The following is a 19,828-nucleotide window of genomic DNA, read 5'->3' on the forward strand; positions in this document are numbered from 1 at the left end:
CGACGTCGGTGGGTCAGCGGGCGAGCGCCTGCTGCAGGTCTGCGACCAGGTCGCCGGCGTCCTCGATGCCGACCGACAGCCGGACGACGTTCTCCGGCACGGCCAGCTCGGTGCCCTTCACCGACGCGTGCGTCATCTCGGACGGGTACCCGATGAGCGACTCGACGCCGCCGAGCGACTCCGCGAGCGCGAACAGCTCGGTCGACTCGGCGAACCGCCGCGCCGCCGACGGCCCGCCGGACAGCGCAACCGAGAGCATCCCGCCGAAGCCCCGCATCTGCCGGGCCGCGATCTCGTGCCCCGGGTGGTCGGAGAGCCCCGGGTAGTAGACGCGCTCGACGCCCGGCGCGGCGACGAGTGCCTCGGCGACGGCCTGGGCGTTCTGCGAGTGCCGCTCCATCCGGACCGCGAGCGTCTTGATGCCGCGGGTGGTGAGGAACGCGTCGAACGGCGACGAGATCGCCCCGGCGCCGAACTGCAGGAACTGCACCTTCGCCGCGAGCTCCTCGTCGGCGAGCACCACGGCACCGCCCACGACGTCCGAGTGGCCACCGAGGTACTTCGTCGTCGAGTACACGACCACGTCGGCCCCGAGCGACAGCGGTTGCTGCAGGGCCGGCGAGGCGAAGGTGTTGTCGACGACGACGAGCGCGCCGGCCTCGTGCCCGAGGGTCGCGAGGGCGGCGATGTCGGCGATCTTCATGAGCGGGTTCGTCGGGGTCTCCACCCAGAGCACCGTCTGCGCCGGAGCACCCTCGAGCGCGGCGCGCACCTGGTCGAGCTCGCTCATGTCCACGACGAGGAGCTCGACGCCCCACGGCACGTGCAGCCGGCTGACCAGGCGGTGCGTGCCGCCGTAGACGTCGTTGCCCATCACGACGCGGGCTCCCGGGGCGAGCACGGCACGGAGCAGGGCGTCCTCCGCCGCGAGGCCGGACGCGAACGAGTACGCGGCGACGCCGCCGTCGAGGTCGGCCAGGAGCGTCTGCAGCGAGTCGCGCGTCGGGTTGCCCGCCCGCGAGTACTCGTAGCCGTTCCGCATGCCGCCGATGCCGTCCTGCACGTACGTCGACGTGAGGTGGATCGGCGGGATGACGGCTCCGGTGGGGCCGTCCGGCTCTTGGCCGGCGTGGATGGCGCGGGTGCTGAACTCGGTCATGCGGGGCGGGTTCCTTACTCGGGAGCGGTCGGGCGACCGGTCACTCGGACAGGTAGGTGAGGAGGTCGTGGCGGGTGAGGACCGTGACGGGCTTGCCGTCCGCGACGACGAGCAGCGCGTCGACGGACTCGAGCGCCCGGCGCGCGGCCGACACGGATTCGCCGACGCCGATGAGCGGCAGCGGTTCGCCGACGAAGCCGGACAGGGCGTCCGCCATCTTCGCGGCACCGGTGAAGACCTGCTCGAGCAGGGCCTTCTCCTCGACCGCGCCGGCGACCTCGCCGATGACGACCGGCGGCTCGGCGCTCAGCACGGGCATCTGCGAGACGCCGTACTTCGTCATGATGTCGACGACCTCGCGCACGGTGTCGGACGGGTGCGCGTGCACGAGGTCCGGCAGTCGGCCGTCCTTGCCCGCGATGAGCGAGCCGACGGTCCGTTCGTCGTCCGTCTCGGCGAAGCCGTACGAGCGCATCCACCGGTCGTTGAAGATCTTGCCGAGGTAGCCGCGTCCGCCGTCCGGCAGGAGCACCACGACCACGTCGTCCTCGGTGAGGTCGCGGGCGGCGCGGAGCGCGGCGACGACGGCCATGCCGCTCGAGCCGCCGACGAGCAGCCCTTCCTCACGCGCGAGCCGCCGGGTCATCGCGAACGAGTCGGCGTCCGACACGGCGATGATCTCGTCCGGCACGCCCGCGTCGTACGCGGCGGGCCAGAAGTCCTCACCGACGCCCTCGACCAGGTACGGGCGACCGGTCCCGCCGGAGTAGACGGACCCCTCGGGGTCGGCGCCGACGATCCGGACGCGGCCGTCGGACGCCTCCTTCAGGAAGCGACCCGTGCCGGAGATGGTCCCGCCCGTGCCGACGCCCGCCACGAAGTGCGTGATGCGCTCCTCGGTGTCGCGCCAGATCTCCGGACCGGTGGTCTCGTAGTGGCTGCGCGGGCCGTTCGGGTTCGCGTACTGGTTCGGCTTGTACGCCCCGGGGATCTCGCGGACGAGCCGGTCGGACACCGAGTAGTAGGACTCGGGGTGCTCCGGGGGCACCGCGGTGGGCGTCACGACGATCTCGGCACCGTACGCCGTGAGCACGTTCCGCTTGTCCTCGCCGACCTTGTCCGGCAGCACGAACACGCACCGATAGCCGCGCTGCTGGGCGACGAGCGCGAGCCCGACGCCGGTGTTGCCGGAGGTCGGCTCGACGATGGTGCCGCCGGGGCCGAGTTCACCGGAGGCCTCGGCCGCGTCGATGATCCGGGTGGCGATGCGGTCCTTCGAGGACCCACCGGGGTTGAGGTACTCGACCTTGACGAGCACGGTCGCGCGCACCCCCTCGGTCACCCGGTTGAGCTTGACGAGCGGAGTGTCGCCGACGAGGTCGATGACGGAGTTCGCGTAACGCACCCGTCGATCCTAGGCGGCGGACACCGTCCGCGGCTGGGATGCGACGTGTGCGGACACTGCGGCCGACACCTCCTGCCGCCGCCGGTCGATGACGTCGCCCATGTCCCGCGCCAGCGCCGGGGTCCCCCGGACGATCTGGTCGAGCGCCGTGGCGGGCACGACCAGCACCGCGACCTCGGTGAGGGCGTGCGCGGTCGTGAGCAGCGCCTCCCGGGTCAACGCCGTCTGCCCGACGTAGTCGCCGGCCTCGACGCGGGTCGTGGGCAGCTCGGCGTCCTCGAACGGAACCCGCAGGTCGACGCTCCCCGACAGCACGAAGCGGACCGCGTCCGGCACCGTGCCGGCGGTGAGGATCGTCTCCCCCGCCGCGTAGCGCTCCAGCCGGGTGACCGGCGCGAGGGCCGCCACGTCGTCGCCGGTCAGGTACAGGGTCGCGGCGATCGTCTCGATCGCGGCGTCGCGCCGTTCGTCGGTGACGAAGTCGTCGGTGGTGTCGCCGTCCAGCCCCAGGCCGGCGCGCCGCGCCGCGTACCAGAGCCACATCCGGAACTGGGCGAGCGCGTCGCCCTCCTGCGACGGACCCCGGACCTCGAACGCCAGCGAGTACCCGGCGCCGCCCGTCGGGACCGCCACCGGCTGCGTGCCCGGGTACCGCTGCGGCAGGCCGGACGCGACCCGCTGGAGCAGCGCGACCACGGCCGCCGGTGGGTCGTCCGTCGTGAACGTGACATCCGTCGTGACCGGGAACGTGCCTCCCGTCCGGCTGAGGTTCGTGAACGACGCCCCGGCCAGCGACGAGTTCGGCATGATCAGGATCCCGGCGCCCGTGTCGATGTGCACCGACCGCCAGTTCACCTCGACGACCCGGCCCCGCACCCCGCCGGTGTCCAGCCAGTCACCCAACCGGAACGGCTGCTCGAAGAGCAGGAACAGGCCGGCGATGACCGGGCCGACCGCGGACTGCAGCGCGAGGCCGATGACGAGCGACCCGACGCCGAGGGCGGTGAAGATCCCCCCGACGTCGGCACCCCACACGATCTTGAACACGAGCGCCAGCCCGAGCGCGATGAGCACGATGCGGGCGATGTCCACGAAGATCGACGGGATCTTCTCGCGCCAGCTGCCCTTCCGGGCGTTCGTGAACAGCACGATGTTGAGGCCGTTCAGCACGAACACGATGATGAGGAAGCCGAGCACCGTGCCGATGACCTGGTTCACCACCGGCTTGCCCGGGTCCACCGCGTCGGTCACCTGGACGGACAGGACGAGGATCGCGATGATCGGCACGACGGCGTTCCGGAGCAGCCCCACGACCTTGTGCATCGGGTTGCCGCGACGCTCCAGGTTCGACTGCAGCTCGGTCAGGACCAGCAGCACGAGCGGCAGCCCGACGATCACGCTGATCGCCGGCCAGAACCACGCCTGCTCCCAGAACGCGGTCACGACGCCGCCCCCGAGGTGCGCTCGAGCTTCCAGATCCGCTGCGGACCGGCCTGGGTCTGCACCTCGCCGGCGTCCTGCACGCCGGCCCGGTCACCGAGCTTGTCGACCACCCGCTGCGTCGCGTAGACGCCCGGCGCCGGCGCGATGCCCTGCACCCGGTACGCCAGGCTGACGGCGTCGCCCCACATGTCGTAGACGATGCTCGACCGGCCGACGAGCCCGCTCGTGACCTGCCCGGTGTCGATCCCGGCACGCAGACCGATCTTCGCGCCGTGCTGCGCGTTGAAGCGTTCGAGCACGCCCTGCGCCTCCTCCGCCCAGTCGACGACCCGGCGCACGTTGTCCACCCGCGGCACGCTCAGCCCGCAGCTGGCGAGGTAGCCGCTGCGGGTCGTGCGGACCCGTTCGATGCCGTGCCGGCCGGCGGCCTCGTCGAGGGAGCGCCAGACGTCGTTGACGAGCGACAGCGACTCCTCCGCCGTCAGGTCCGCCGCGAACTCGTCGAAGCCGGTGATGTCGGCGTACACGACCGCGACGTCCTGGTGGTCCGCGGCGATCGTCTCGTCGCCCTGCTTGTAGCGACGGGCGACCTCCTCCGGCATCAGGGTCAGCAGCAGCGTGTCGTTCTGCCGGCGCTGCTCGTCGAGGAGGTCCTGCTTCACCTGCAGACTCCGGCTCATGTCGTTGAACGCCAGGCCGAGGTCGCCGATCTCGTCGCCGGCCTTCGTCTGCACCTCGACCCCGAGGTCACCCGAGCTCACCCGGTTCACCGCGGTCTGCAGCCGCCGGATCGGTCGGACGAACACCTGCGCGAGCAGCAGGGACAGCAGGCTGACGAGGACGATGATGCCGACCAGCGCGAGACCGATGTTCCGGGCGAAGTCGTTCACCGGCGCGAACGCCTCCGACGAGTCCATCTGCGCGACCACCACCCAGCGCAGCCCGTCGACCTCGAGCGGGGCGTAGGCGGACAGCACCTCCTTGCCCCGGTAGTCGGTCGAGATCATCGTGCCGGTCTTGCCCTGCAGCGCCCGGCTGACCGGTGTGGTGTTCACCTCCTGCAGCAGGACCGAGCCCTTGACGGCCACCTCGCGCTTCGCCGTCGCGGGGGCCGTGCCGGCCGAGACGACGTCGCGCCGGTACTGCTCCGGGTGCTGGAGCAGCTGGCGCGGGTACGACCGCATCAGGCCGTCGTCGCCGACCAGGTAGGACTCCCCGGAGTCGCCGAGGCCGTCGTCCTTCCACTGCTCGTTGCCCGTCATCACCTGGTTGATGAGGTCGATCGGCACCTGGACCGCCATCACGCCGATGATCTTGCCGTCCTCGCCCACCGGGGACATCACCCAGAGCGTCGGCACGTTGAGGCTCGGCACGTACCGGGCGAAGTCCGTCACCACGAAGTCGTCGGCGCTCGTCAGCTGCAGCGCCTGCTCGTAGCCGGTCGCCAGGTTCGAGTCGCGGTACGGGCCGTCGTCGAGGTTCGTGCCGAGGTCGGCGCCCGAGTACGCCGAGTACACGACGTCGCCGTCGGTGTTCATCAGGAGCAGGTCCTCGTACCCGGCGGACTCGACGGCCTGCTGGAAGTACGACTGGTACTCGGCGTGCGCCTTCGACCACGCGCTGCCGTCCCCGGCGTCGTCCTGCTCGATCGCCTTGTCGTAGTCGGTGAACGGCGCCGTGTACCGCGCCTGCAGGTACGCCTGCGGGTCCTCGGTCGGGGCGAACTGGTCCGGGTTCGCCGACCCGCCGCTCCGCTCGTCGAGCTGCGGCACGAAGCTGTCCCGGTACCAGGCGTCCACCTTCGCGTGGTCGTCGTCCGACACCGGACGCGACTGCAGCTCGTCCCACCCGGACTCGAACGCCTTCGTCGCGCCGATCACGCTCGCGTTGCGGGTCTGCGCCACCACGGTCTGGGTGAACTGGCCGAACGAGCGCTTCAGCTCGGTCGTGCGGCTCTCGCGGAGGGACGTCACCTGGTTGAAGGCGGCGTTCTCGAGCGAGGCTCGGCCGTTGAGGTACCCGACCACGCCCACCACCAGGGCGGCGATGATGCTCACGGCCAGGAGCATCACGAGGAGCTTCGACTGGATGTCCAGGCTCCCGCTCGTGAGGAACGCACGGAACTTCCCCCTCCGCCGCGGCGCGTCGTCGACGACGCGAGGAGCGCCGGGGCTCGCCGGGCCCGTGGGAGGGATGGGGTCGGACGGTGGGACAGCTGTCACTTCGGACTCCGCTCAGGGCACGGGGTGCTCGCGATCGTGTTCGCGCTCTCTGGACAACTCGTACCACTCCGGCACCGCTCGCGTCATCGTCGGTGCCGTTTTCGTGCCGGTCTGGAGGCGCGTGGCGGCGCCGACCCGCGCCTCCAGGCCGGCACGTGGTGCGTCGGGACGTGAGCCGCTCGCGCGTCGTGCGCCGCTGGCGCTCGCGCGTCGGGACGCGCTCGTGCGTCGCGCCGCGCCGCGCGCTGCGTCAGCTGCCGAGTGCGTCCGCCGGGGCGTTCTGCTGGCGGTGCAGCATCGCGTAGATGCCGTCGCGGCCGAGCAGTTCCTCGTGACTGCCCTGCTCGACGATCTGGCCGTGGTCGAGGACGAAGATGACGTCCGCGTCGCGGATCGTCGACAGCCGGTGCGCGATCGAGATCGTCGTCCGCCCCGCCGCCGCGGTGTCGAGCGCCGTCTGCACCACGCGCTCCGAGATGGAGTCGAGCGCACTCGTGGCCTCGTCGAGGACGAGCACCGGCGGGTCCTTCAGCAGCACCCGCGCGATCGCGATGCGCTGCTTCTCGCCGCCGGACAGTCGGTACCCGCGCTCCCCCACGACGGTGTCGTAGCCGTCCGGGAACGACGCGATCGTCTCGTGGATGTTGGCCGCCCGTGCCGCCTGCTCGAGCTCCTCGTCGGTGGCGTCCGGCTTCGCGTAGCGCAGGTTGTCGCCGATCGTGGCGTGGAAGAGGTAGGTCTCCTGGGAGACGATGCCGACGTGGCGCATGAGGTCCTCGTGCACGATGTCCCGGACGTCCTGCCCCGCGAACCGGACCGACCCCGCCGTCGCCTCGTACAGCCGCGGCACCAGGTACGACACCGTGGTCTTGCCCGCGCCGGACGGGCCGACGAACGCCGCGAACTGGCCGGGCTGCAGCTCGAACGACACCCCGCGGAGGGTCGGCTTGTCCGCCTCGCCGTCGGGGTAGGTGAACGTGACGTCGTCGAACGCCACGTGTCCGACGCGGGACTCGTCCACCGGCTTCGCGGTCGGCGAGTCCGTGATCGCCGGCTGCAGGTCCATGTACTCGAAGATGCGGGCGAACAGCGCACCGGAGGTCTGCAGGTCGAGCACCACGCGGAGGAGCCCGACGGTCGGGAACAGCAGCCGCGACTGCACGGTCGTGAACGCCACGATCGTGCCCGCGGTGATCGGGACGTCGCCGATGATGAGGAACGCGGCGACGACGTAGATGATCGCCGGGATGATCGACAGGAAGATCTGCACGATCGCGAAGAACCACTGCCCGGACATCTGCTGGCGGACCTGCAGCCGGATCTGGTTCCGGTTCTCGGCGCCGTACCGCTGGGTCTCGCTGCGCTGCTGGTTGAAGCTCTTCGCGAGGAGGATGCCGGAGACGCTCAGCGCCTCTTGCGTGATCGCGGTCATGTCCGACAGCGACTCCTGCGTCTCGCCGGCGATGCGCGCGCGGACCTGTCCGACGCGGCGCTGCGCGATGACGAGGAGCGGCAGCAGGACGACCGCCACCAGGGTCATCTGCCAGCTCAGCAGCAGCATCGCGACCACGGCGGCGATCACCGTGACGGTGTTGCCGAGCACGGACGAGATGGTGTTGTTCAGGACGCTCGCGACCCCGCCGACGTCGTTCTGCAACCGCGACTGGATGACGCCGGTCTTCGTGCGGGTGAAGAACGCGAGCTCCATCCGCTGCAGGTGCCCGAACAGCCGCATGCGCATCGAGCCCATGACCTTGTTGCCGACCGTCGCGGTGAGGTATGTCTGCCACACGCCGACCCCGGCGCTCGCGATCCACAGCGCGACCATGGCGCCGACGAGCTCGTAGAGCACCGGCAGGTTCGGGCCGCCGGACTTCGGGAAGAGCCCGAGGTCGAAGGCCTTCTGCGTCAGGAGCGGCGGGATGACCGAGATCGCGGCGCCCACCAGGACGAGCACCACGGTCAGCATGATCGCCTTCCGGTGCGGCACGAACAGCCCGGAGATGCGCTTGACGAGGTTCGGGATCCGTGGCGCCTCGGCATTGGCGGCCTTCTGTGCCGCGAAGTCGCCGCTCGAGATGCGGCCGCCACCGCGGCCACCACCACCGCCGCCGCCGCGCATCCCGCCGCCGTGCATGCTCATGGAGCCAACCTAGCCCCGGGGTGGGACATCGGCGGTCCCGGCTCATTTGACCCTGTTCAGGGGGCATGCGACCATTTCCCGTCCCCATCCCCGCACCACTCGAGGTCCCATGACGTCCGCGTCCACCCGCCCCACGTCCCTCCGCACGCAGCTCGCCCGCCGCAAGCCGATCGAGCAGCTGCAGGCCGAGGCCTCGGCGGGGGTGGACGGCGAGCCGCTCCGGCGCTCGCTCGGGGTCTGGCACCTGACGATGATCAGCGTCGGGGCGACGCTCGGCACCGGGATCCTGGTCGTCCTCGGCACCGCCGTGCCGCTCGCCGGACCCGCCGTGTGGATCTCGTTCGTGGTCGCCGGGATCGCCGCCCTGCTGTCCGCACTCTCCTACGCCGAGATGGCCGGAGCGGTGCCGACGTCCGGGTCGAGCTACTCGTACACCTACGCCACGATGGGCGAGGGCATCGCCTGGGTGTGCGGCTGGTGCCTCGTGCTCGAGTACGCCGTGTCGGTCGCCGCCGTCGCGGTCGGCGCGAGCGAGTACGTCGACGAGACCCTCCGGGTGTTCGGGCTGCACCTGCCCGCCGCACTGTCGGCGCCTCCTGGTGACGGCGGCGTGGTGAACCTGCCGGCCGCGGTCCTGGTGCTCCTCGCGACCGCGATCCTGCTGCCCGGCGCGCGGGAGAGCGCCTGGGTGAACACCGTCATGGTGCTCGTGAAGATCGCCCTGCTCGTGTTCTTCGTCGTGGTCGCGTTCTCGGCGTTCCAGACGCAGAACTTCGAACCGCTCGCGCCGATGGGCGCCGCCGGGGTCACGGCCGCGGCGTCGCGCCTGTTCTTCTCGTACATCGGGTTCGACGCCGCGTCCACCGCGGGCGAAGAGGCGAAGAACCCCCGCCGCGACCTCCCCCGCGCCATCATCGGGTCGATCGCGCTGATCACCACGCTCTACATCCTGGTCGCGATCGCCGCGATCGGAGCTCGGCCGTGGACGGAGTTCTCGTCGTCCGAGGCCTCGCTCGTGCGCATCGTCGTCGACGTCACCGGCCAGCCCGTCGTGGCGCTCGTGTTCTCGATCGGCGCCGTCGTCGCGATCGCCAGCGTCGTCCTCACCGTGCTCTACGGGCAGACCCGCATCCTGCTGACCATGGCGCGGGACGGCCTCGTGCCGAGGGTCTTCGGCAAGGTGTCGCGCCGCACCGGCACGCCGATCTGGAACACCCTCATCATCGGGCTCGTGGTCACCGTGGTCGCCGCACTCGTACCGCTCGGCGAGCTCGCCGACGCGACGAGCATCGGCACCCTCGTGGCGTTCGCCCTCGTCAACGTCTCCGTCATCGTGCTCCGGCGCACCCAGCCCGGACTCGAGCGCTCCTACCGCGTGCCGCTGTTCCCCGTCGTGCCGATCGTCGGCGCGCTCTGCTGCGTGCTCCTCGCGGTGTTCCTCGGCATCGGGACCTGGATCGCCTTCGGCATCTGGATGGTCGCTGGCGCCGCGCTCTACCTGGCCTACGGCCGCCGCCACAGCACGCTGCGCTGACGCGCCCGCGCCCGCACGCCCGCGCCCGCCCCCGCGCCCGGCCCGCCCCGTCCCTCGCCGTCCGTCCCGGTTTCGCGAAAGCGACAGTTGGCCCCGGAACTCCCGCGCACAACTGTCGCTTTGCCGGGAGGAACGGGGCCGGTTCCGCGAGATCTGTCGCTGCAGCGAGTCGGCCGGGGAACGCGCGGGGCGCCCCCTCCTCACCGACACGGGACACCGTGCTGCCGGAGATGCTCACGAAGGCGCTCCGGATCGGCACAGTGTGCCCAGTGCACACGCACGAAACCGTTGACCTCCCGACGGCTCCGGATCCGGTCTTCGCGCTGCTTCTCGACCCACACGGCTTCGGCGCCGCTGCGGCCGTGCAGCATCGCCGGGTCCTCGTACTTCTGCCGACCGTCGAACTCGATCACGATGCCCTGCCGCGGGAGCCAGAAGTCGACCCGGTCGACGGCGCCGTCAACGCCGACGAACTCGTGCTGCGGTTCCATGTCCGGGCACCCGAGTTCCGCCGCCCGGGCTGCGAAGTAGGACTCGCCCACCGACTCGCGGCGAGCATCGCAGATCTCCAACGCGTGCTCCAGGCGGACCGCGCCCCATGGACCGGCAGCGATCGCCAGGCACTCGAGGTCCTCGTGCCGGACACCGCTGCGGAGCGCGTGGTCCAGCCAGACGACCGCCGCGGACAGTGATCCCCGTCGGGCGAGCTCGATCGTCGTCTGTGCGAGCGAGGTGAACTCGACACCGTGGAATCGCCGCTCCGAGACGACCGGCGACCCGGCGTGCATCGTCAGCCCGGCGCGTCGGAGATCGTGCTCCAACCCGGGCAGGATCGCGTGGACGCGCTCCGGCCACGGGTCGAGACGAGGAGCCCCGAGGATCGCAGCCGCCGAGTCGAGCGACCACACAGCGCCTCGGCGGAGCAACGGGAGCGCGGCCCGCATGCGGACGAGGTGTCGGCTCCGGCCGTCGAGCGCGTCCCATCCCGACCGTTCGACGTAGACACCGTGGCGTACGCGGACGAGTTCGCCGGCCAGCTTGCGGCGCTGCAGCTGTCGTGCGGCCGCGCGGTCGAGACGGTTCGTCCGGAACAGCGCGATGGAGTTGGCGGGATGCATGGCAGCACTCTGTCGCCCAGCGCAAACCAATGTCGGCGACGTTCGGCGATCTGTGGACAACCCCCGTGCCTCCAGGCCGTCGTGCGGCGCTGCCAAAGCGACGTATCTCCGGAAGTAGGCGCCTTCAGGGGCACCGAAGCGACAGAAGGCTGCCGTCGTTCCGGGGTTATCTGTCGCTTTCGCGAAAGCGACAGAAGGGCCGGCCGGCGCCCCGCACACGACGAAGGCCGCCACCCCCGGAGGGGCAGCGGCCTTCGCGCGAAAGGAGCTACTTACGCGAGCTCGATCGTGGCGCCGGCGGCCTCGAGGGCCTCCTTCGCCTTGTCGGCCGTCTCCTTGTTGACACCCTCGAGGATCTTGGCGTCAGCGGTCTCGACGAGCGCCTTGGCCTCACCGAGGCCGAGCGACGTCAGGCCACGGACCTCCTTGATGACCTGGATCTTCTTGTCACCAGCGGACTTGAGGACGACGTCGAACTCGGTCTTCTCCTCAGCGGCCTCGGCCGGGGCACCGGCAGCGGCCGGGGCGGCAGCGGCGACCGGGGCGGCCGCGGTGACCTCGAAGACCTCTTCGAACTTCTTCACGAAGTCCGAGAGCTCGATGAGCGTGAGCTCCTTGAAGGCCTCGATGAGCTCGTCCTGCGAAAGCTTCGCCATGATTTTCTCCTACTACTAGCTAGTACGTGTGGTTGTGGAACGCGTGCCCGATCAGGCCGCGGACTCCTGCTTCTCGCGAAGGGCGTCCACGGTGCGGACGGCCTGCGAGAGGGGTGCCTGGAACAGGTACGCAGCACCGAACAGCGAGGCCTTGAAGGCGCCGGCGAGCTTGCCGAGCAGAACTTCACGGGACTCGAGGTCGGCGAGCTTGTCCACCTCGGTCGCGGAGAGCGGGTTACCGTCGAAGTAACCACCCTTCACCACGAGCTCGGGGTTCGCCTTGGCGAATGCACGCAGCGACTTCGCGACGGCGACGGTGTCACCGTGGACGAAGGCGAGAGCGGACGGACCGGCGAGCTCGTCGTCGAACGACGAGATGCCGGCGTTGTTCGCCGCGATCTTGGTCAGCGTGTTCTTCACCACGGCGTACGTGGCGTGCTCACGGATCGAGTTGCGGAGCTCCTTGAGCTGCGCGACCGTGAGACCGCGGTACTCGGTGAGCAGAACGGCGTTCGAGCTCCGGAAGGACTCCGTGAGCTCGGCGACCGCAGCTTCCTTGTTCGCCATGGTTCTCCTTGGGGTTTCTTGCCGGTAGCCCCAGGTCCCCTGGACTGTGGTGAACACAGCCCCCAGGACTGTGGTGAACACAGCCCACACACGAAAAAAGCTCCGGCGCAGAGGCTCGGAGCTGCTTCCACCAGAAGGCGGGAGTGGTTCGGAACACCTGCGCGGGATGCCCCTCGTGAGAGAGGACCTTCGGTCCACATGCGAGCATGCGAACATCCGGCGGTCTTTGGCTTCGAGAACTGTACCAGATGCTCTGGACGTCACCAAACAGCGGACGGGAGGCGCGGTGCGGGCCCGCCCCGCGCCTCCCGTCCGACGGTCCGTCAGCCCAGTGCCGCCGGCTGCGCGACCGGCAGGTGCACCGTGAACACGGTGTCGCCCGGCTCGCTCCGCACGTCCACGGACCCGCCGTGCGCCTGCACGACCGCGTCCACGATCGCGAGCCCGAGGCCCGTCGACCCGGCGGTCCGCGATCGCGAGCTGTCCGCACGGGCGAACCGCTCGAACAGCTTCGGCAGGAACTCGGGGTCGATGCCCTGCCCCGTGTCCCGCACGGTCAGGTCGACGCCGCCCGCGACGGGCGTGATGCCGACGGTGATCCGGGTGCCGTCCGGGGTGTGCGTGCGGGCGTTCGTGACCAGGTTCACGATGACCTGGTGCAGCCGCGCGGCATCGCCGACGACGACCACGGGCGAATCGGGGACGTCGACCTCGATCGGGTGGTCGGGCGACGCGGCGTGGGCGTCGTTCACGGCGTCGAACACGAGCCCGGTCAGGTCCACGTCGTCGAACTGGACCTCGCGGCCCTCGTCGAGGCGGGCGAGGAGCAGCAGGTCCTCGACCATCGACGTCATCCGGATCGACTCCGACTCGATCCGGCTCATCGCGTAGACGACGTCCTGCGGCAGGTCCCCGCCCATCCGTCGGGTGAGTTCGGCGTAGCCGCGGACCGACGCGAGCGGGGTGCGGAGCTCGTGCGACGCGTCGGCGACGAACTGGCGCACCTTCTGCTCCGAGCGTTCGCGGGCCTGCATGGCTCCGGCGATGTGCCCGAGCATCCGGTTGAAGGCGCTGCCGACCCGACCGACCTCGGTGCGGGGGTCGGTGTCGGGGACGCGGACGTCCTGCAGCGCGTCGCTCCGCTCGAGCGGCATCCGTGCGACCGTCGACGCGGTCTCGGCGACGCGTTCGAGCGGGCGGAGGGAACGGCGGACGACCAGGGCGGCGACGATCGACGCAGCCAGCAAAGCGATGCAGAGGACGACGACCACAACCCAGAAGAGCGACCAGACGTTCGCGTCGACGGGCCTCATCGGCAATCCGACGACGAGCACAGCCGGCCCGACGGTGACGGCTGCCAGGCGGTACCGACCGATGCCGGAACCGAGGTCGACGGTCTGCGGCTCAGCACCGACTCGTACCTGTCCGAGGGCGTCGGCGCTCGACTGGGGGATCCCGCTGGGCCGTCCGTAGTCGTCGAGCAAACTCGCTACGATCACCTGGCCGTCTACGAAATACGCCGTGAGCGTGCCAGCCGCCTGGCCCGACGGACGAGACAGGTCTATTCCGGGCTGCCCCGACTGGTTCTGCTGCAAGTAGCGCTGCGCACGGTGGGTCGCGCTCGTGATCTGCTGGTCGATCGCCCCGGTCTGGATCGACGCGAGCGCGATGATGCTGCCCGCGCCGATGACCGCGCTGACCGCGACGACGAGGGCGACGATGCTCAGGACGAGCCGGCGCCGGAGGGTCACGAGGTGGGCTTGATGACGTACCCGACGCCGCGCACCGTGTGGATCATCGGGGTCTCACCGGCGTCGATCTTCTTGCGCAGGTAGGAGATGTAGATCTCGACGACGGACGACTTGCCGCCGAAGTCGTACGACCAGACGCGGTCGAGGATCTGCGCCTTCGACAGCACACGACGCGGGTTGCGCATGAGGAAGCGGAGCAGTTCGAACTCGGTGGCGGTCAGCTCGATGGACCGGCCGGCACGGGACACCTCGTAGGACTCCTCGTCGAGCACCAGGTCGCCCACGACGATGCGGGAGTCCCCGGCTTCGGAGACGGAGATCTGCGAACGGCGGATGAGCCCACGGAGGCGCGCCACGACCTCCTCCAGCGAGAACGGCTTCGTGACGTAGTCGTCGCCGCCGGCGGTGAGTCCGGTGACGCGGTCCTCGACGGAGTCCTTCGCGGTGAGGAACAGCACCGGGGTGTCGTCGTTGTTCTGGCGGAGCCGGCTGAGCACCTGCAGGCCGTCGAGGTCCGGCATCATCACGTCGAGCACCATCGCGTCCGGCTTCCACTCGCGCGCCGTCGTGAGTGCGTCCTGGCCGCCGTTCGCGCTCTTCACGTCCCAGCCCTCGTACCGGAGCGCCATGGAGAGGAGGTCGGTGAGGCTGGCTTCGTCGTCGACGACGAGGATGCGCAACGGGGTTCCGTCGGCACGCGTGAGGCGCGGGGCTGCTGCAGGCTGGGAAATGGTCACGTCTTCGAGTATCGAGAGATTCCTATGAGGCGTCTGTGGAGCGCCCCTCTGCCGTCTGTGGGTTGCCGAGGACGCGCACGGACACTCGTCCGTAGGTTCGAGGAATGCTGCGTTCCTCGGCCTGGCCGCCCTCTGCCCGTCACGTCGACAGCGCCCGGATCGAGGAGCAGGCCGGGAGGCACGGCTCGTCCCCGGCGGACCGTCTCGCCGTCGCGCAGACGGTCGCCACCACGGCGTCGGTCCTGTCCGCGGGGACCGCCGGCTCGTGCTTCGCGACGCTCGCGGCGATCGCCGCGGCCGACGTCACGACGGCGCGGACGGTCGAGCCGCACCTGGACGCGCTCGGCATCCTCGCGCAGGCCGGGGTGGCCGTGCCGGCGGGGTCGACGTGGGGCGTGTTCGCCGCCGAGGGGCCCGGTGTCCGGCTGACGGCCTCCGGCGGCACGTCCGATGGTGCGGTCGTGCTGGACGGGACGAAGCCCTGGTGCTCGCTGGCCTCGACGCTCTCCCACGCGCTCGTCACCGCACACGTGTCCGCGGACGGAGGGGCCGAGCGGCAGCTGTTCGCGGTCGATCTCCGTCAGCCCGGCGTGACCGTGCACGACGAGGCCTGGGTCGCCCGGGGCATGCCGGACGTGCCGAGCGGCCCCGTGGACTTCGCCGGCGTCCGTGCCGAACCGGTCGGCGGTCCAGGCTGGTACCTCCGGCGCCCGGGGTTCGCGTGGGGCGGGATCGGCGTCGCGGCGTGCTGGTGGGGCGGCGCGGTCGGCCTCGCCCGGGTGCTCCGTGCGCTGGCTGCCGACCACCCCGACTCCGAGTTGCTGCAGGCGGCGCTCGGGGCCACCGTCGCCGACCTCGCCGACGCCGAGGACGCCCTGGCCGACGCGGCGGCACGGATCGATGCACCCGACCCCGACGGCACCGACTGGTCCCTCCTCGCGCAGCTCGTCCGGTCGCGGGTCCGCCGCGCGGTCGACGCCGTGCGCTCCCGGGTGGTCGCGACGATCGGCCCCGGTCCGCTGACCACCGACCCGGCGGTCGCCGCGCGGGTGGCCGACCTCGAGCTCTACGTGCTGCAGGACCACGGCGACCGCGACCTGGCGCGCATCGGCCGGAAGGTCCTGGCCGGCGAGGGCGGTGTCGCGTGGTGAGCTTCGACCACCGCGAGCCGGGCACGGACCCCGCGGCCTGGACCCGGTCGACCGCCGGGGTGACGGCAGCGCCGGTGACCCTCGACGGCATCGGCTCCGTGGTCGTGGTCGCACCGCACCCGGACGACGAGACGCTCGGTGCCGGCGCGCTCGTCGCCACGGCGGCGGACGCCGGTGTCCCCGTGCACGTGCTGCTCGTCACGCGCGGCGAGGGGTCACACCCGGACTCGCCGACGACCACCCGCGACGACCTCCGGAGGATCCGCGAGGACGAGTTCCGGACCGCGCTCCGGGTCCTGCACCCCGCGGCGAGCGCCACCGTCCTCGACGTGCCCGACGGCGGGCTGCGCGAGCACCCCGACGTGCTCCGCGACGCCCTGGCCGCACGGCTCGCCGGGGCGTCGCGCCCGACGCTCGTGGTGGCACCCTGGCGCGGCGACGGTCACCGCGACCACCGCATCGCGGGCGAGGTCGCCGAGGCGGTCGTGGAACGGTCCGCGGGCGCCGAGCTGCTGACCTACCCGATCTGGGCCTGGCACTGGGACGACCCGGACGCGTCGGCGATGCCCTGGGACCGCGCGCGGGTGCTCGCGGTGCCGGCCGACGTCCTCGACCGGAAGCGGCGGGCCCTCGACGCGTACCGGTCGCAGACGCACCCGCTCTCGCCGGCTGCCGGTGACGAGGCGATCGTCGACGAGCGGCACGCCGCGCACCACCTCCGCTCCGTCGAGTGGTTCTTCGCCCCGGGCGGGGACTCCGCGTCGGCGACGGCGGCGTCCCGCTCCCGGGAGTCCTTCGACGCCCACTACGAGCGGAAGCCCGAGGGATGGGACTTCGAGGGCTCGTGGTACGAGCGGCGGAAGCGTGCCGTGACCCTGGCGGCGCTCCCCCGCGAGCGGTACCGCTCGGCGCTGGAGCTCGGCTGCGCGACCGGGGTGCTGACGGCGGCGCTCACCGAGCGGGCCGATGACGTGCTCGGCACCGACATCTCCGCCGCACCACTCGAACGCGCGCGCCACCGTGCGCCGGCGGCCCGATTCGTGCAGGCCGCGCTGCCGTCGGAGTGGCCGGCCGGTCGGTGGGACCTCGTCGTGATGTCCGAGGTCGGCTACTACCTGTCTTCCGCGGACCTCGACGCGACGATCGACCGCGTGCTCGCCTCGCTCGACGACGACGGTGTGCTGGTGGCGTGCCACTGGCGGCACCCGGACGACGAGGCGGTGTCGAGCGGCGACGTCGTGGACGGACGGCTCGCCGAACGGTGGCCGCGACCGGCGCTCGTCCGGCACGTCGAGGAGGACTTCGTGCTGAGCGTGTTCCCCGGCCCCGCCGTGGTGTCGGTGGCGACGGCCGAGAGGCTGACCCCGTGAGCCTCCCCGCCCGCATCGACGTCGTGGTCCCGGCGCACGACGAGGAGGACGGGATCGCCGGGTGCGTGCAGGCGCTCGCCGTCGCCGTCCGGGTGCTCGCACGCACCCACCCGGACGTCGCGGTCGCCGTCACGGTCGTCCTCGACGGGTGCACGGACGACACCGGTGCCGTCCTCCGGGCAGCGGCGGCGGGCGATCCGCTGTGGTCCGACGGCGCCGACCTCCAGGGCCGCACGGGTGTTCCCCTCGACGTCGTGGCGACCGAGCGGCTCGGCGTCGGCCGGGCTCGTGCCGTGGGCACCACCCGGGCCCTGGCGTCCGGTCCGGAACCGTCGGCCCGGTGGCTCGCGCACACGGACGCCGACTCCCGGGTCGACCCCGGGTGGCTCGTCCAGCAGGTCGAGGCCCACGACGCCGGTGCGCACGTGCTCGTCGGGGCGGTCGTGCCGGACCCGGACGACCTCGACCCCGTGGTGCTCGCCCGCTGGCTGCACGCCCACCCGCCGGGGTCGACGCTCGGCCACGTGCACGGTGCGAACCTCGGGCTGCGCGGGGACGTCTCCCTCGCGCTCGGCGGCTTCGACCCCGTGCCCGAGCACGAGGACGTGCGCCTGGTGGAGCGCGCCCGCGCCCTCGGGTTGGACGTCCGCGCCACCACCGACCTGCCCGTGGTGACGAGCGGGCGATTCGACGGTCGGACCCCGGGCGGGTACGCCGAGCACCTGCGGATCACCTACGGCGACGCGAGTTGATCGGCGCATAGCAACCCCATAGCCACGCGCAGTGCCGGTGATAACCGCGCTGCCTAGGTTCTCCTCCGTCGGCCCCGCCGTGCGCTCTGCACGGCCGGTGACCCCAGCCGGCCACCACCGAGGAGAACCATGTTCCTGACCTACCTCAGGCGAGAACTCACGAACCGCAAGAAGCAGACCGTCATCATCGCGATCGGCATGGCGCTCGCCATCGCACTCGTGGTCATCGTGTCCTCGATCGCGGGCGGCGTGCAGGCCGCACAGGCGAGCGTGCTGCAGTCCGTGTACGGCGTCGGCACCGACATCACCGTGACGAAGACCGAGACCCCGAGCGCGTCGAGCACCGGTCGGCCGAGCTTCGACTTCGGCAGCCAGAGCGGCTCCGGCAGTGGCAGCGGCTCGACCGACCTGTCGCAGTCCCGCCTCGCCGTCACCCGCGGCACGAGCACCCTCAGCGCGTCCGACGTCACGACCGTCACGGGCACGAGCGGCGTGAAGGCCGCGACCGGCGTGCTCACCCTCGAGAACAGCACGTTCTCCGGGCAGGTGCAGCAGCAGTCCGACAGCGGATCGAGCAGCGGCTCGAGCAGCAGCACCACCGAGCGGGCACCGTCGACCGGCGGCACCGAGGGCGGCCGCGGCTTCGGTGGCGGGTCCTTCAGCGTCGACTCCTTCACGGTCACGGGCATCCCCGTCACGGGCGACACGGTCGGGCCGCTGACGAGCACCGAGCTCACGAAGGGCCGTACCTTCACGTCCGCCGACGCCGGCAAGGACGTCGTCGTGCTCGACGCCACCTACGCGAAGAGCGAGTCGAAGGCCGTCGGTGACACCCTGTCGATCGGCGGGAAGGACTTCGAGGTGATCGGACTCGTCTCCTCGACCGGTTCGTCGTCGACCACCGGCTCGAACACCTACGTCCCGCTCGACACCGCGCAGGCCCTGGCCGACCTCGACGGCAAGGTGACCTCGATCTACGTGTCCGCGGAGTCCTCCGCCGACGTCGACACGATCAAGTCCGCCCTGCAGAAGCAGCTGACCAGCGCGACCGTCTCCACCGAGTCCGACCTGGCGTCGAGCGTCTCCGGATCGCTGAGCACGGCCTCCACCCTGGTCTCGAACCTCGGCAGGTGGCTGTCGATCGTCGTCCTCGCCGCGGCGTTCCTCATCGCGATCCTCTTCACGATCTCCGGCGTCACCCGGCGCACGCGTGAGTTCGGCACCCTGAAGGCGATCGGCTGGTCGAACGGGCGCATCACCCGCCAGGTGGCCGGCGAATCCCTCGTGCAGGGGATCATCGGTGGGGTCATCGGTGCCGCCGTGGGGCTCCTCGGCATCCTCGTGGTGAACGTCATCGCCCCGACGATCTCGGCGAGCGCGTCGACCACCACGAACCGCGGGCCCGGTGCTGGCGGCGGGGTGCCCGGCGGTGCCGCGACCGCAGCGGCCGGCAGCGGCACCACGGGCGGTGCCCCGGCCGGTGGGTTCGGCGGCGGGGGGAGCACGGCGAGCACGACCGACGTCGTGCTGCACGCCCCGGTCACGGTCGAGGTGATCCTGCTCGCGATCGGGCTGGCGATCCTCGGTGGCCTCATCGCCGGCGCCCTCGGCGGCTGGCGCGCGAGCCGGCTCCGTCCGGCCGAGGCCCTGCGGAGCGTGGCCTGATGTCCGATCCCTCATCGACCCGCGCACCCGAACCGACGACAGGAGCCACCGTGACCCGAGCCGACCTGACCCGAACCGACCTGACCAGCGCCGACGCTGCCGAGACCAACGCGACCAAGGCGACCAACGCGACCAGTGCCGCGACCGCAGCGTCC

Annotated in this window: 15 protein-coding genes; 5 read left to right on the forward strand and 10 right to left on the reverse strand. The window is 71.4% G+C overall.

Translation table 11 applies throughout. The annotated features are described in order from the left end of the window. Positions 1-13 precede the first annotated feature (13 nt). From EDF64_RS03750 to EDF64_RS03770, 5 genes are all read right to left on the reverse strand, one after another. Positions 14-1,159, reverse strand: a complete 1,146-nt coding sequence (locus EDF64_RS03750) for a cystathionine gamma-synthase (protein WP_133518748.1) — start codon at positions 1,157-1,159, stop codon at positions 14-16. Positions 1,160-1,199: 40 nt separating this feature from the next. Beyond that, positions 1,200-2,564 carry a cystathionine beta-synthase gene (locus tag EDF64_RS03755; RefSeq protein ID WP_133518749.1) on the reverse strand — a complete coding sequence of 455 codons (1,365 nt, stop codon included), beginning with the start codon at positions 2,562-2,564 and terminating at the stop codon, positions 1,200-1,202. A 9-nt stretch (positions 2,565-2,573) separates the two neighbouring features. After that, positions 2,574-4,007, reverse strand: a complete 1,434-nt coding sequence (locus EDF64_RS03760; protein ID WP_133518750.1) for a mechanosensitive ion channel domain-containing protein — start codon at positions 4,005-4,007, stop codon at positions 2,574-2,576. After that, positions 4,004-6,229: an adenylate/guanylate cyclase domain-containing protein gene (locus EDF64_RS03765; RefSeq protein WP_133518751.1), complete on the reverse strand. Its 2,226-nt coding sequence runs from the start codon at positions 6,227-6,229 to the stop codon at positions 4,004-4,006. The genes EDF64_RS03760 and EDF64_RS03765 overlap by 4 nt, the downstream gene beginning before the upstream one ends. Positions 6,230-6,479: 250 nt before the next feature. Beyond that, the gene (locus tag EDF64_RS03770) at positions 6,480-8,372 is read right to left on the reverse strand and encodes an ABC transporter ATP-binding protein (protein WP_432207012.1); all 1,893 of its coding nucleotides are present in this window, start codon (positions 8,370-8,372) and stop codon (positions 6,480-6,482) included. A 109-nt stretch (positions 8,373-8,481) separates the two neighbouring features. Here EDF64_RS03770 and EDF64_RS03775 point away from each other — a divergent pair, with 109 nt between their 5' ends. Continuing rightward, positions 8,482-9,906 (forward strand): amino acid permease, encoded by a 1,425-nt coding sequence (locus tag EDF64_RS03775; protein ID WP_133518752.1) that lies wholly within the window; start codon positions 8,482-8,484, stop codon positions 9,904-9,906. A gap of 200 nt (positions 9,907-10,106) precedes the next feature. Here the strand turns inward: EDF64_RS03775 and EDF64_RS03780 are convergent, their stop codons facing one another. The 5 genes from EDF64_RS03780 to EDF64_RS03800 all read right to left on the reverse strand — a co-directional run bounded on the left by EDF64_RS03780 (position 10,107) and on the right by EDF64_RS03800 (position 14,735). Beyond that, positions 10,107-11,024: a hypothetical protein gene (locus EDF64_RS03780; protein ID WP_133518753.1), complete on the reverse strand. Its 918-nt coding sequence runs from the start codon at positions 11,022-11,024 to the stop codon at positions 10,107-10,109. Between the two features lie 272 nt (positions 11,025-11,296). Further along, the gene (rplL, locus tag EDF64_RS03785) at positions 11,297-11,680 is read right to left on the reverse strand and encodes a 50S ribosomal protein L7/L12 (protein WP_133518754.1); all 384 of its coding nucleotides are present in this window, start codon (positions 11,678-11,680) and stop codon (positions 11,297-11,299) included. Positions 11,681-11,731: 51 nt separating this feature from the next. Continuing rightward, on the reverse strand, positions 11,732-12,247 hold the full coding sequence (gene rplJ, locus EDF64_RS03790) for a 50S ribosomal protein L10 (protein WP_070418388.1): 516 nt from the start codon (positions 12,245-12,247) through the stop codon (positions 11,732-11,734). Positions 12,248-12,570: 323 nt separating this feature from the next. Then, a complete protein-coding gene (locus EDF64_RS03795) occupies positions 12,571-13,998 on the reverse strand; it encodes a sensor histidine kinase (protein WP_133518755.1) in 1,428 nt (475 codons plus the stop codon). Then, the gene (locus EDF64_RS03800) at positions 13,995-14,735 is read right to left on the reverse strand and encodes a response regulator transcription factor (protein ID WP_133518756.1); all 741 of its coding nucleotides are present in this window, start codon (positions 14,733-14,735) and stop codon (positions 13,995-13,997) included. The genes EDF64_RS03795 and EDF64_RS03800 overlap by 4 nt, the downstream gene beginning before the upstream one ends. Before the next feature lie 104 nt (positions 14,736-14,839). Here EDF64_RS03800 and EDF64_RS03805 point away from each other — a divergent pair, with 104 nt between their 5' ends. From EDF64_RS03805 to EDF64_RS03820, 4 genes are all read left to right on the forward strand, one after another. Then, positions 14,840-15,886: an acyl-CoA dehydrogenase gene (locus tag EDF64_RS03805; RefSeq protein ID WP_133518757.1), complete on the forward strand. Its 1,047-nt coding sequence runs from the start codon at positions 14,840-14,842 to the stop codon at positions 15,884-15,886. After that, a complete protein-coding gene (locus tag EDF64_RS03810) occupies positions 15,880-17,256 on the forward strand; it encodes a bifunctional PIG-L family deacetylase/class I SAM-dependent methyltransferase (protein WP_133518758.1) in 1,377 nt (458 codons plus the stop codon). The genes EDF64_RS03805 and EDF64_RS03810 overlap by 7 nt, the downstream gene beginning before the upstream one ends. After that, positions 17,253-18,008 (forward strand): glycosyltransferase, encoded by a 756-nt coding sequence (locus tag EDF64_RS03815; RefSeq protein WP_243736235.1) that lies wholly within the window; start codon positions 17,253-17,255, stop codon positions 18,006-18,008. Before EDF64_RS03810 ends, EDF64_RS03815 begins: the two co-directional genes overlap by 4 nt. Positions 18,009-18,137: 129 nt before the next feature. Next, positions 18,138-19,673, forward strand: coding sequence for an ABC transporter permease (locus EDF64_RS03820; RefSeq protein ID WP_133518760.1), 1,536 nt, complete (start codon positions 18,138-18,140; stop codon positions 19,671-19,673). Positions 19,674-19,828: the final 155 nt, after the last annotated feature.

The organism is Curtobacterium flaccumfaciens (assembly GCF_004361695.1).
Lineage (GTDB): Bacteria > Actinomycetota > Actinomycetes > Actinomycetales > Microbacteriaceae > Curtobacterium > Curtobacterium flaccumfaciens_B.

Bases quoted from the DNA above. Each gene is read 5' to 3' on its own strand.
- EDF64_RS03770 (WP_432207012.1), bottom strand. From the start codon at position 8,372: ATGAGCATGCACGGCGGCGGGATGCGCGGCGGCGGCGGTGGTGGTGGC.
- EDF64_RS03750 (WP_133518748.1), bottom strand. From the start codon at position 1,159: ATGACCGAGTTCAGCACCCGCGCCATCCACGCCGGCCAAGAGCCGGAC.
- EDF64_RS03820 (WP_133518760.1), top strand. From the start codon at position 18,138: ATGTTCCTGACCTACCTCAGGCGAGAACTCACGAACCGCAAGAAGCAG.
- rplJ (WP_070418388.1), bottom strand. From the start codon at position 12,247: ATGGCGAACAAGGAAGCTGCGGTCGCCGAGCTCACGGAGTCCTTCCGG.
- EDF64_RS03780 (WP_133518753.1), bottom strand. From the start codon at position 11,024: ATGCATCCCGCCAACTCCATCGCGCTGTTCCGGACGAACCGTCTCGAC.
- rplL (WP_133518754.1), bottom strand. From the start codon at position 11,680: ATGGCGAAGCTTTCGCAGGACGAGCTCATCGAGGCCTTCAAGGAGCTC.
- EDF64_RS03805 (WP_133518757.1), top strand. From the start codon at position 14,840: ATGCTGCGTTCCTCGGCCTGGCCGCCCTCTGCCCGTCACGTCGACAGC.
- EDF64_RS03775 (WP_133518752.1), top strand. From the start codon at position 8,482: ATGACGTCCGCGTCCACCCGCCCCACGTCCCTCCGCACGCAGCTCGCC.